Raw genomic sequence first — 11,884 nt, forward strand, 5'->3', positions numbered from 1 at the left:
ACGCTCCCCTCACCACTCGACCGGCGTCTGGTTGGGGCGCTCGCCCGTGGGCGGCACTCCGTATCGGCGCAGGGTGTAACTCATCAGCTTCGAGAATGCCGGACCGGCGACGCTTCCACCACCGCTGCCCCGGCGCGGGTCGTGGACCACGACGTAGATCGTGAACCGCGGGTCGTCGGCCGGCGCGAACCCGGCGAAGGACACCGAGGTGCTGCCGTCGTAACAGGCGCACGTGTCGCCGACCCGCTGTGCGGTACCGGTCTTGCCTGCTACGCGATAGCCCGGGACCGCGGCGCGCGGCGCGACCCCGGCGTCCGGGTCGACCACGCGCTCCATCATCAGCATCGTCTCTCGGGCAGCCTCTTCGCTGATCACCCGGCGGCTGGTGGCGGCCTCGCTGCCCACCGTCGCCCCGTCGTCGGTCAGCGCCTTGCCCTGGATCAGGCTCGGGTCGACCCGCACGCCGCCGTTGGCGATGGTGTTCACCGCCGCGATCATCTGGATCGCGTTGACCGACAGGGACTGCCCGAACGCGATCCGGTCCTCGACCTGGGAGGTCCAGTCCGCGCCCCCGGGCAGGATGCCCTTCGTCTCGCCACCCAGGCCCAGGCCGGTGCGCTGACCCAGACCGAACCGCGTGAGGTACTTGCGGAGCTGCCCGCGTCTGAACTGGTCGGCGGCCAGCACCGTGCCGACGTTGGAGGACTTGGCGAGCACGCCGGCCAGCGTGAGCCGGATCGTGCCGTGGTCCCAGTAGTCGCCGATCGGGCGGTCCTGGCGGTGCAGCTTCCCGGGGACGCGGAACCTCTGCTCCTTGAACGCGAGACCGGCGTCCACCAGGGAGCTGATGGTCAGCACCTTCTCGACCGACCCCGGCTCGTAGACATCGGTCAGCGCCGCGGACTTGTAGAGCGTCTCGTCCTTGAACTCGTAGGGGTCCGAGGCGTCGTACGTCGGGTAGTCGGCGAGGGACAGGATGTCGCCGGTGCGGCTGTCCATGATCACCGCGATCCCGGACTCGCCGCCGGAGCGCTCGACGGTCTGCTGGAGCACGCTCTGGGTGTACCACTGCAGGTCGCGGTCGATCGTGGTCCGAAGATCCCTGCCGTCGACGGCGGGCGTGACCGTGTTGTCCCCGAGCGGGATCTGGTTGCCGGCACCGACCTCGTACCGCGCCTCCCCGTCCTTGCCGGACAGGTAGCGGTCGAAGGAGTCCTCGAGCCCGGCGAGGGCCTGGGCCGTGCCGTCGTCCTTCGGTGTGCCGAGGAAGCCGAGCACGTTGGCGGCGACGTCTGCGTTCGGGTAGATGCGCAACGGGTCCCGCTCGGTGAACAGGCCGGCGAACGGGCGGTCCTCGTCGTCCTTGAACTTCTCCGCGGCGTCGGCGACCACCTTCTCGGCCTTGCTGGCCGGCACCTGACGCGCGACGTACTGGAACCGGCTGCCCTCGATCCGCAGCCGCTCGAGGGTCTCGAAGTAGTCGACGCCGAGGCGGTCGCTCAGGAACGTCGCCAGCTCGGGCGCCAGCTTCGCCGTCAGGGCCGGGTCGGCCACGATCATCCGGCCGTCGACGGACTCCGCGAGAGGCTCACCGTTGCGGTCGAGGATCTCGCCTCGCGTCGCCGGGAGTGTCACCCTCTCCGAGCCCTCGGCCGCAGCCATCTGGGCGTACGACTTCGGGTCGATCCCCTGCAGCTGCACCAGTCGGGCAGCGAACACCGACAGCACCATCGCGATCACGAGGAAGCCGATGTGCATCCGCCGGTACGGCGACCCGCGGAGGTCGCCTCGCGGACGGCGCGAGGATTCACGCCGGATGCGGCGGTTCGGAGTGGGTCGGCTCAACGCTCTCGTCCTGGTCGCTGACGGCTTCTGGCCCTGGCGTTCCAAAACCTAGGCGGCGACATCACCGATTCCGCGTGGGCGCGCCGCTGAGGCCGGGGTCGGCCTCGGCCTTGACTCTCACCGGGTCGGGATCGAGCTCCGGCGGGCGCCGCGGCCCCGGCATGCTCAGCGGGATGCTGTCCGTGGCTGTGGCCGGCGTCGGCGTGCCCTTCACCTGGCCGGTGGCCAGATCGAGCACACCGGCGGGCGTCGACGGGATCACCATGCCGAGGCGCTGCGCCGCCCGCGCCACGCGGTCCCCCTCGCGAAGCGCCTGGATCTCCATCTCCAGCGCCTCCTGCTGCGCGCCCAGGTCGGTGGCCTGCTGCTCCAGCGCCGTAGCCCTGAACGACGCCTGCTGCATCGAGGTGTTGAACAGCAGCAGCCCCACCACGCCGCCGAGCAGGATGATGGTGACGAAGGTGACGAACGGGACCCGCGGCGCCCGGGTGCGGCGCCGTGGCACGACCGAGAGCCGGGCGCGTTCGAGCGCGGCCTGCGCCCCGCGCGGTGCGACGTGGGGCAGGCGGCTTCGGAGCTGAGGTGCGGTGCTGCTCATCTATGCGGCTCCTTTGCCGGAAGCGGGCCTGCGAGGACGGACGCGCTCGATGGCGCGTAGCCGGACAGAGGCGGCGCGGGGGTTCTCCTCGATCTCCTCCTGCGTCGCCTGCTCGGCGCCGCGGGTGACGAGTCGGAAGGACGGCTCGGAGCCCTCGGGCAGGAACGGCAGGTCCTCGGGCACCGTCGACCGGGTCGCACCGGCGAACACCCGCTTGACCAGGCGGTCCTCGAGCGAGTGATAGGACTCCACCACCACCCGGCCGCCGACACCGATCGCGTCGACGGCGGCCGGCATGGCGCGCTCCAGCACCCGAAGCTCGTCGTTGACCTCCATCCGAAGCGCCTGGAAGGTCCGCTTGGCGGGGTGTCCCCCGGTACGCCGCGCCGGGGCCGGGATCGCGTCGTACAGGAGGGCGACCAGGCGACCGGAGGTCGTGAACGGCTCGACTTCGCGCGCACGCACGATCGCGGCCGCGATCCGCTTCGCCATCCGCTCCTCGCCGTAGTCCCGCAGGACACGGACCAGCTCCGCTGCGCTGTAGGTGTTCAGGACGTCTGCAGCCGTGGGGCCGGTGCTGTCGTCCATCCGCATGTCCAGGGGCGCGTCGACCGCGTAGGCGAAGCCCCGCTCCGGCAGGTCCAGCTGCATCGAGGAGACGCCGAGGTCGAACAGCACGCCGTCGACCTCGTCCAGCCCGAGGTCCGCCAGCACTTCGGGGATCTGGTCGTAGACGGCGTGGACGGCGGTGAAGCGCTCGCCGTACGGCGCCAGCCGCTCCCGGCTCATCGCGAGCGCCTGGGGGTCACGGTCGATGCCCACGACCCGCGCGAGCGAGCAGCGAGCCAGGACCGCCTCGCTGTGGCCACCGAGGCCGAGGGTGGCGTCGACGAGGACCGCGTCGTCGTGGTCGAGCGCAGGCTCGAGCAGGGCGACGACCCGGTCGAGCATCACGGGCACGTGGCGCGGCGAGCTCATCGCGTCCTCAGTGCCCTGAGCCGGAGAGGCCGGAGGAGAGCAGGAGGAGCAACGCGAACCCGACCGACACCGCGGCGGAGAACGTCATCAGGGCCAGCGCCTCGCGCGCCTGGTCGCGCACCCGCGGCTGCGGGCTGGTGGTGCGCCCGCCGGATGTCTCCGACGGATAGGTGCGCATGACGCTCATGGTTTCGACCCCTACTGCCTTGGTTGCCCGAGCTGTGGACGGTGCAGATCCGCAGAGCCAGGTCCCTGCCCGCTCCCGGCGCCGTGTGTTCGGGTGCCGTCTGGTGCCGGGGAAGTGCCCCAGAAGGCCGGGTGGACCGTGTCGCCTGGTGCCGGGGAAGGTGCCCCAGGAGCCACGGTGGGTGCGGGAGCGGGCTGAGACCTCGTCCTGCGGATCCGCTGTTGAGTTGTCGTTGCTGGTGGCGGTGCTGCGGTGACGCGCAGCTACTCGTCGTCCTCGTCGAGGTCGGCGAACTCCTCCAGCGCCTCGGCCTGGAACTCCGCCCAGGCCTGGGGGTTCCAGATCTCGAGCCGGTCCCGGACACCGATCACGACGACGTCGCGCTCGAGGCCCGCGTACTCGCGGAGGTGGGACGGGATGCCGATCCGGCCCTGCTTGTCGGGCGTGCTCTCGTCGCCACCGGCGAAGAGCACGCGTGCGTAGCGCCGTGCGGCGCGGTTGGTCATCGGGCGGGCAGCGGCCCGCTCGGCCTCGTCGGCGAAGACGTCGGTCGGCCAGACGACCAGGCACTTGTCCTGTCCCTGTGTGACCACGAGCCCCTCCGACAGTCGGTCCCTGAACTTCGCCGGGAGGAAGAGGCGCCCCTTCTCGTCGAGCTTGGGGGTGTAGGTGCCCATGAAGAGCATCGGGCACCTCCGTTCTCCTCCACTTTCCCCCACAGTACTCCACTTTCCCCCACCGTCAACCACCGGACCGCCCGAATTCGCCGTGTCGCGGTCCCGGCCCGTAGGCAAGACCGCAGGTCAGCGCGTCGAGAGCACCGGTGGAGCGTGGTGGAGGGGAAAGTGGAGGAAGCGGGTGAATCCCGATCGCACCGGTGCCGCGGTTCCCAGCGGAGCCGTAGGCTTCCCATCGAGCGATCAGCATCAGGCGAGGGAGAACAGACGTGGAGCCGCCGACCATCGGGCAATCGAGACCTGCGGGCGAGCAGGGCCTGCACCGTGCTCCCACCACGCCACCGCCTCCGGTCGATGCCGGGGGCGGTCCGGGCTCCGCGGACGTGGACACCGTCGCCCGGGTCGCCGACCGGATCCGCGCGAACGTGGAGAAGGTCATCGAAGGCAAGAGCGACGTCGTGTTCGCCGCCGTCGTCGTGCTGCTCGCCGAGGGCCACCTGCTGCTCGAGGACGTGCCCGGGGTCGGCAAGACGATGCTGAGCAAGGCGCTCGCCCGGAGCATCGACTCCACGGTGCGGCGAATCCAGTTCACGCCCGACCTGCTGCCCTCGGACATCACCGGCGTCTCGGTCTACAACCAGTCCACGCGACAGTTCGAGTTCCGCCCCGGCGGCGTCTTCGCCAACATCGTGATCGGCGACGAGATCAACCGCGCCTCTCCGAAGACGCAGTCCGCGCTGCTCGAGTGCATGGCCGAGCGCCAGGTCACGGTCGACAACGTGACCTACCAGCTCGAGTCCCCGTTCATGGTGATCGCGACCCAGAACCCGGTCGAGATGGAGGGCACCTATCCCCTGCCCGAGGCGCAGCGCGACCGCTTCCTCGCGCGGGTGTCAGTGGGATACCCGGTGCCCGCGGCCGAGATCGCGATGCTTACCAGCCACGGCGACGTCAACCCGCTCGACGACCTCGAGCCGGTCACCGACGGTGCCGAGATCAGCAAGCTGTGCGGGATCGTCGCGCAGGTGCACGTCTCCGAAGCGGTGCAGCGCTACGCCGTCGCGCTCACCTCCGCCACCAGGGAGAGCCCTGACCTGCTGCTCGGCGCGTCCCCCCGGGCCACCCTCCACCTGGTCCGTGCCGCCAAGGCCCGCGCGGCCCTGCACCGCCGCGACTACGTCCTGCCCGACGACCTCCGCGCGCTCGTCCAGCCGGTGCTCGCCCACCGGATGCTGCCCAGCGCAGAGGCGGCCGTCGCCGGACTGCGCGTGGCGACGATCCTCGAGGGCATCGCCTCGCGCGTCCCGGTGCCAGAGACCACAGCGTGACGCCATGCGCACCGGCCTGTCGTCGCTGACCCTTCGTGGCCGTGCCTTCGTCGCGGCCGGGGTGACCGCGATCGGCTGCGCGGTGCTCTTCGGGCAACCCGCGCTGACGCGGATCGGGGTGCTGGTGCTGGTGCTGCCGCTGATCGCCGCGATCGTCGTCGGCCGACGGCGCCATGACCCGATCGTGCGCCGGACGGTGTTGCCGCGGCTGGTGCGTGCCGGCGAGTCGGCGCGGATCGAGCTGACGGTGCACAGCGGCCGCCGTCGCGCGGACGGCGCACTGCTCGTGGAGGACACCCTCCCCTATGCACTGGGCGGGCGACCACGGTTCGTGCTGCAGGGCCTGGGCCGAGAGTGGGAGCGCTCGGTCACCTACCCGGTCCGCTCCGACGTCCGCGGACGGTACGTCGTCGGGCCGCTCGTGGTGCGCATCGCCGACCCGTTCGGGCTGGTCGAAGTCCGGCGCACGATCCCCGGCACCGCCGACCTCACGGTCACGCCACGCGTCCTCCCGCTTCCCGCCATCCCCCTCGCAGGCGGCTGGCAGGGCTCCGGCGAGCACCGCCCTCAGGCCTTCGCGGCCGGCTCGGCCGAGGATGCCAGCGTCCGCGAGTACCGCCGGGGCGACGAGCTCCGGCGCGTTCACTGGCGCAGCTCCGCCCGGATGGGCGACCTGATGGTGCGGCGGGAGGAACAGCCGTGGGAGGCGCGGGCAACGGTGCTGCTCGACAACCGCCTGCTCGCGCACCGCGGCCGGGGTCTGGCCTCGAGCTTCGAGGCGGCTGTCGTCGCGGCGGCCTCGGTCGTGGTCCACCTCCAGCAGCACGGCTATGCCGTCCGGTTGGCCACGGCCACCGGCGGGGAGGCGGTCGGGGCGGAGGACTCGCTCAACCATCTCGCCGTCCTCGGCACCACGGCCCGCCCGACGTTGGATCTCAGCTGGTGCGGAGAGCAGGCCCGCGGCGGCGTGGTCGTCGCCGTGCTCGGGGGCCACGCCGCGGGCGACACCGCCACGCTCCGTCGGATCCGCCACGACGCCGGGGTCGCGCTGGCCGTCGTACTGGATGTCGAGCAGTGGTCGACGTCGCGGTCGATGACCGACCCCGCTGCCGCAGCATCGCCGCTGATGGCGATGGCGTGGCGGGCAACGGTTGTCGGCCCGCGCGACCGGCTCGATTCCGCATGGCGCGACCTGGGCCGCAGCCACGTCCGGGCGGGGGCCCCGGGATGAGGGCAGGTCGAACGCCGCTCGGCTCGACGCTCCTCATCGCCATGGTGGGCGCCGGCACGACGTGGGCAGCCCTGACGGCGTGGAGCGACTTCGTCACGCAGCCCTCGGACTACCTCGTCCCACTGCTGCTCGTCGGTTTCGTGGTCGCGGCGACCGGGGCGCTGCTGCGCGCGCTCGGCACGCCTCGGCTGCTGACCGTGCTCGTCCAGATCGCTGCCACCAGCGCGCTGGTCTCCCTCAGCGTGACGGGCTCGCCGCTACCGGTCGGCAGCACCGGTGCCGAGCTCCTCGATGCCCTGCGCACCTCGATCAACTCCGCGCAGGCCTACGCCGCGCCCATCGGCTCGCAGGCGCCGCCGATCTGGCCGCTGCTGCTCGCCGGCGGAGCGGTCTTCATCCTGATCGTCGACGTGGTGGCCTGCACGCTGGGCCGGGTGCCGGGGGCGGGGCTGGCCCTGCTGGCGGTGTACTCGGTGCCGAGCGGACTGCTCGAGGGCGCCCCGGGCGGGGCCAGCTTCCTCGCGGCGGCGACCGGCTTCCTCGTCCTGTTGCACCTCGACGCTCGCGACGAGCTGATGCGCTGGGGACGCCCGCTGGGGCCTGATGACCGCTCGCCCTGGGGCGGCGGCAGCCCGGTGCGCGACGCGGTCCGCGCGGGGGCCGGCCGGATCGGCGTCACCGCGACTGCGCTCGCCCTGGTGCTGCCCGCCTTCATCCCGGTCCTCGACGTCGACGTCTTCGACCTCGGGGCGGGTGCGGGCGACGGCGACATTCGGATCCGCAAGCCGGTGACCGACATGCGTCGCGACCTCGAACGCGGCCGCGACCGCCCCATGGTGCGGATTCGCACCGACGACCCGGACCCCGAGTACCTGCGGATCTCGGTTCTCAACCGGTTCACCGGCACCGAGTGGAGCAGTGGCGACCGGGATGTCGCGAGCGACAACGTGCCGGACGGGCGCCTTCCCGACCCGACCGGCCTGTCCCAGGACGTGCCCCGGACCGAGTACTCCTACGACGTCGACATCACCGAGCAGTTCGTCTCGACCTGGCTGCCCACCCAGTTCCCCGCCTCGTTGGTCGAGGCCGAAGGGGACTGGCGCTTCGACCCGGGCACCATGGACTTCCTGGCGGCCGACGATGATCTCACCACCCGCGGCATCGGCTACGAGATGACCGGACTGGCGCTGGACTACGGCACCGATGGCGAGTTCTTCCGGAACGCGCCCTCGGGATCCGTCCAGGACGAGGTTCTCGACCTGCCTTCCGGGGTTCCAGCCATCGCCCGGGACCTCGCTCGCAGCGTCACGGCGCCCGGCCTCAACGACTACGAGCGTGCCCTCCTGCTGCAGCACTGGTTCCGCCGCGGCGGAGGGTTCGAGTACAGCCTCGAGCGCGCCCCCGAGGGCTACGGCAACGACACCCTGGAGTCCTTCCTCTCCGAGGAGGGTCGGGTGGGCTACTGCGAGCAGTACGCCTCGGCGATGGCGGTGATGGCTCGGGTGCTCGGCATCCCGGCTCGGGTAGCGGTGGGGTTCCTCGAGCCGAGGCGGATCGGCGACGGGATCTGGGAGTACAGCAGTCATGACCTTCACGCCTGGCCGGAGCTGTACTTCTCGGGCGCGGGCTGGGTCCGCTTCGAGCCCACCCCGGCGGGGCGGGTCCAGTCGGTCCCGGACTACTCGCGCGTGCCCGTCGACGGGATCGGCGAAGGTGGCCCGCAGGACCCGTCGGGCAGCGAGACCACCGACGCCGGCGGCACCACGACCCCGGCGCCCACCAGGGCGCCCACCGTCCCCATCGAGGAGGGTCAGTCCGCGGAGGACGGCGCCGACGGCGACCGGGGCATGAGGACGGTCCTGGTGGCCGGAGGGGCCACGGTGCTCCTGCTCGTGGTGTTGGCAACCCTGCTGCTGGGGCCGCGGGCGATGCGCGCCCGGCTCCGGCGGACGCGTCTCGCTGGGGGCCCGGACGACCTCTGGACGGAGCTGCGCGCGACCGCCGTCGACCTCGGCGTGCCGTGGCCGACCGGCCGGTCGCCCCGGGAGGTGGGGACCGCGCTCGTGAACCACCTCGGCGACCCCGTCGCATCTCAGGACGAGCGTCCGCGCACTGGCCCGGACGCCGCACCCGCGGCGGCGGAGGCGCTCGAGCGTCTGGTGGTGCAGGTCGAGCGGGCGCGCTACGCGCGACCCGGCTCCATCGCCACGCTGGAGCGTCTCGACCTGCCGGCCGATGCCCGCGCCGTGATGGAGGCGCTGGTGGCGGGCGTCCCGCCACGTCGGCGTCAGCGCGCCGAGTGGGTGCCGGTGTCGCTCTGGAACCGCTGACCGGGACACGGTCGACGGCGCGCCGAAGCGACGCGCGGCGCTCAGGCTAGAAGCCGCTGTTGCCCTTGCGGCGCCGCCAGCGCGAGTGCAGCGTGTCCATGAAGCCGGAGGACCGGTCGTGGCTCCGGCCTCGCCTGCCGCGGCCGCCGTCGACGACGCCGAAACCGGACGGGTGCGCGGCGACGCGCGGGTCCGTGCCAGCGCGCTGGCCGCGGAGCGCGCTGAGGAGGATGGTCGCGGAGGCGAGCATGATCACGAAGCCGGCGACGCCCACGGGCCAGTAGCTGCTGACGGCGCCGGTCATCATCACCGCGACGCCGACGGCGAACACGAGGCCGGCGAGGACTGCACGGCGGCGGGCCGCCTGCCGAAGAGTGGTGCCGCGCAGGGTCGAGGCGAACTTCGGGTCTTCCTCGCTGAGGGCGCGCTCCATCTGCTCGAGCAGTCGCAACTCCTCTTCCGAGAGTGGCACCGGTTCCTCCGACACGTACGAGGCGGAAATCCGCCGATGGGTCTCCTCCAAGTGTAGGCAGGCATTCGCCGAGCGGGTAGGGCGTCCCCCGAAAATGTACGACCGGGACCAGATGCTGGTCAGATGCTGGTCAGAAGGAGCCGGCAGCCGGCTACCGCAGCAGGCTGGCCCGCCTGATCGCGGCCTGCCCGAACCGATCGGTCGCGCGGTCGACAGCACGGTCCGCGTCCGGCCATCCGGGATCTCGCTCGCCCAGCTCCAGCTGGCGACCGTCGCCACGGCGGAGCCGACGCAGGCCCTCGACCCGGACGCCGACGAGCCGCACGGCCGGGCGCCGCGGCAGCATCGCGTCGAGGAGGGTGTCGAGCAGCACGACGGCCGCGGCGTAGACCTCCTGGGTGACGTCGGTGGGCTGGGCCAGCGTGTGGGAGCGGTTGACGGTCGTGAAGTCGCTGAAGCGCACGGTGATGGCCACGGTTCGGCCGACCCGGCGGGCGGCCCGCAGCCGACTGGTGACCCTTGAGGCGAGGCGCAGCAGCTCGCGACGGAGGGCCGGCCGGTCACGGATGTCGACGGCCAGGGTGTGCTGGGAGCCCATGCTTCCCTCCGGCTCGCCCTCGCCGAAGCCGAACACCCCCGCTCCGCCCGGGCGCAGCTCGGTGCGGTCGGCGCCCCACACGAGGGCGTGCAGGTGGCCGCCGAGGTGCCGCCCCACCATCTGGCGGAGCTGGTCGACCGGGATCGCGGCCACATCGCCGATTGTGGTCAACCCGATGCGGTGCAGCCGCTCCCGTGTGGCTGCCCCGACGCCGTACAGCTCGCCGACGTCGAGCGGGTGCACCTCGGCGACGAAGCGCTCGGGCAGGATCACCCGGACGCCGTCGGGCTTCGCCTGGCGGCTCGCGAGCTTGGCGACCGACACCGACGCCGCGATCCCGACCGAGCACGTGATGCCGTGCTCGGAGCGGATCCGGGAGCGGATCCGCTCGGCGATCAGCTCCGGCGGCCCGAACAGGCGCACCGCTCCGCGCACGTCGAGGAACGCCTCGTCGAGCGACGTCACCTCCACGACCGGCGTCACGGTGCGGAACGTCTCCATGATCGCTTTCGACACAGGTGTCAGCAGGCCGAAGTCGGGTGGCATCGTGACGGCCTGTGGGCACAGTCGCCGGGCCTCGGTGCCGGACATGCCGGACCGGACGCCGAAGCGACGAGCGGGATAGTTGGCCGACAACACGACCCCACGATGACCGCCGCCGACGATCACGGGTACGTCGTGCAGCTCGGGCCGGTCGCGGATCATCACGGAGGCGTAGAACGCGTCCATGTCGACGTGAAGGATGGTGCAGCGCGGCTGGGCACCCGGCGCGACCACCGTGGTCACCGGCCGGCAGCGCGGCGGGAGGCGCCGTCGGCAGCTTGCTGCCCACCCTGCGCCGAAGACGCGCTCGGCTCAGCTCCGGCAGGCCAGCACGTGCAGCTGTGCGGCCAGCGGGAGGTATTCGGACCGCTCTGCGACGGCGCGCTCGAGGTCGACGAGGGCCGAGGCGGCTCCGGGCTCGAGGTCGATGAGGCCGGCCGGCACGAGGTCGGTGAAGACTCGCACCGCGTGGACGGTGGTGACGGCGAAGCCGGCGTCATCGAGGAGGGCAGCGACCTCGGACACGGTGAAGCGGCGGCCGGTGCGGGCGTCGACCGGCTGCTGGTCGTCCAGCAGCGAGCGGGCCTGCTGGAAGTGGCCGGCCATCGCCCGCGCCAGGACGGCGGCGTGGCGCTGGCCCACGATGAGGCTGAGCAAGCCGCCGGGACGCAGCACCTCGCCGACGTGCTGCAGAGCGACCACGGGGTCGACCACCTCGAGCACGCCGTGACAGAGGACGACGTCCGCGCTGCCCGCACCCACCACCTCGACCAGGTCGGTGACGTCCCCCTGGAGACCGGTGACGTCGACGTCGACGTCGACCTCGCCGGCTCGGCGGGCCAGCGCGGCCAGTGCGTCAGGACTGGGGTCGACGACGCGGACCCGGTGGCCGGACTCCGCAAGGCGTACGGCGAAGCCGCCGGTGCCGCCACCCAGATCGACCACGTCGCGCGGGGCGCCTGCGAGAGCGGCCTCGAGGGCGTCCCAGACGACAGCGGTCCGAACCGAACCGCGCTGCTCGCGAAGGGCCATGCGCCGAACACTACTGACTGAACTGGGCGAGCGCGTCTCCGGCGCCATCGGGCCGGCAAGCCGGC

At 72.3% G+C, this 11,884-nt stretch carries 11 protein-coding genes; 3 read left to right on the forward strand and 8 right to left on the reverse strand.

Going from position 1 to position 11,884, the window contains the following annotated elements; translation table 11 throughout:
* Positions 1-9: 9 nt before the first annotated feature.
* The 5 genes from E7Z54_RS17215 to mraZ form a co-directional block, all read right to left on the reverse strand.
* A complete protein-coding gene (locus E7Z54_RS17215; protein ID WP_240769751.1) occupies positions 10-1,845 on the reverse strand; it encodes a peptidoglycan D,D-transpeptidase FtsI family protein in 1,836 nt (611 codons plus the stop codon).
* Positions 1,846-1,906: 61 nt separating this feature from the next.
* Complete coding sequence (locus E7Z54_RS17220) at positions 1,907-2,443, reverse strand: hypothetical protein (RefSeq protein WP_136435776.1); 537 nt, start codon at positions 2,441-2,443, stop codon at positions 1,907-1,909.
* Entirely contained in the window at positions 2,444-3,421 is a 978-nt protein-coding gene (gene rsmH / locus E7Z54_RS17225; protein ID WP_136435778.1) for a 16S rRNA (cytosine(1402)-N(4))-methyltransferase RsmH, read from the reverse strand.
* A 7-nt stretch (positions 3,422-3,428) separates the two neighbouring features.
* Complete coding sequence (locus E7Z54_RS17230; RefSeq protein ID WP_136435780.1) at positions 3,429-3,608, reverse strand: hypothetical protein; 180 nt, start codon at positions 3,606-3,608, stop codon at positions 3,429-3,431.
* A 263-nt stretch (positions 3,609-3,871) separates the two neighbouring features.
* Positions 3,872-4,294 carry a division/cell wall cluster transcriptional repressor MraZ gene (mraZ, locus tag E7Z54_RS17235; RefSeq protein WP_136435781.1) on the reverse strand — a complete coding sequence of 141 codons (423 nt, stop codon included), beginning with the start codon at positions 4,292-4,294 and terminating at the stop codon, positions 3,872-3,874.
* A 374-nt stretch (positions 4,295-4,668) separates the two neighbouring features.
* Between mraZ and E7Z54_RS17240 the strand changes: the two genes are divergently transcribed.
* From E7Z54_RS17240 to E7Z54_RS17250, 3 genes are read left to right on the forward strand one after another with little or no spacing between them, the layout of a single operon-like run.
* Positions 4,669-5,613 (forward strand): AAA family ATPase, encoded by a 945-nt coding sequence (locus E7Z54_RS17240; RefSeq protein WP_206056344.1) that lies wholly within the window; start codon positions 4,669-4,671, stop codon positions 5,611-5,613.
* Positions 5,614-5,617: 4 nt separating this feature from the next.
* A complete protein-coding gene (locus E7Z54_RS17245) occupies positions 5,618-6,844 on the forward strand; it encodes a DUF58 domain-containing protein (protein WP_136435785.1) in 1,227 nt (408 codons plus the stop codon).
* A complete protein-coding gene (locus E7Z54_RS17250; protein ID WP_168798392.1) occupies positions 6,841-9,174 on the forward strand; it encodes a transglutaminaseTgpA domain-containing protein in 2,334 nt (777 codons plus the stop codon). The genes E7Z54_RS17245 and E7Z54_RS17250 overlap by 4 nt, the downstream gene beginning before the upstream one ends.
* Positions 9,175-9,220: 46 nt before the next feature.
* On the opposite strand, the gene E7Z54_RS17255 is transcribed toward E7Z54_RS17250, so the two are convergent.
* From E7Z54_RS17255 to E7Z54_RS17265, 3 genes are all read right to left on the reverse strand, one after another.
* The gene (locus E7Z54_RS17255; RefSeq protein WP_136435789.1) at positions 9,221-9,646 is read right to left on the reverse strand and encodes a DUF3040 domain-containing protein; all 426 of its coding nucleotides are present in this window, start codon (positions 9,644-9,646) and stop codon (positions 9,221-9,223) included.
* Between the two features lie 151 nt (positions 9,647-9,797).
* Positions 9,798-11,030, reverse strand: coding sequence for a DNA polymerase IV (dinB, locus tag E7Z54_RS17260; protein ID WP_240769752.1), 1,233 nt, complete (start codon positions 11,028-11,030; stop codon positions 9,798-9,800).
* A gap of 69 nt (positions 11,031-11,099) precedes the next feature.
* Positions 11,100-11,819, reverse strand: coding sequence for a methyltransferase domain-containing protein (locus E7Z54_RS17265; protein ID WP_136435791.1), 720 nt, complete (start codon positions 11,817-11,819; stop codon positions 11,100-11,102).
* Positions 11,820-11,884: the final 65 nt, after the last annotated feature.

Origin of the sequence: Nocardioides sp. (assembly GCF_004803405.1) — a bacterium.
GTDB classification, from domain to species: domain Bacteria; phylum Actinomycetota; class Actinomycetes; order Propionibacteriales; family Nocardioidaceae; genus Nocardioides; species Nocardioides vastitatis.

Coding starts and splice junctions, on each gene's coding strand:
- mraZ (WP_136435781.1), bottom strand. CDS start 4,294: ATGCTCTTCATGGGCACCTACACCCCCAAGCTCGACGAGAAGGGGCGC.
- rsmH (WP_136435778.1), bottom strand. CDS start 3,421: ATGAGCTCGCCGCGCCACGTGCCCGTGATGCTCGACCGGGTCGTCGCC.
- E7Z54_RS17250 (WP_168798392.1), top strand. CDS start 6,841: ATGAGGGCAGGTCGAACGCCGCTCGGCTCGACGCTCCTCATCGCCATG.
- E7Z54_RS17265 (WP_136435791.1), bottom strand. CDS start 11,819: ATGGCCCTTCGCGAGCAGCGCGGTTCGGTTCGGACCGCTGTCGTCTGG.
- E7Z54_RS17230 (WP_136435780.1), bottom strand. CDS start 3,608: ATGAGCGTCATGCGCACCTATCCGTCGGAGACATCCGGCGGGCGCACC.
- E7Z54_RS17220 (WP_136435776.1), bottom strand. CDS start 2,443: ATGAGCAGCACCGCACCTCAGCTCCGAAGCCGCCTGCCCCACGTCGCA.
- E7Z54_RS17245 (WP_136435785.1), top strand. CDS start 5,618: ATGCGCACCGGCCTGTCGTCGCTGACCCTTCGTGGCCGTGCCTTCGTC.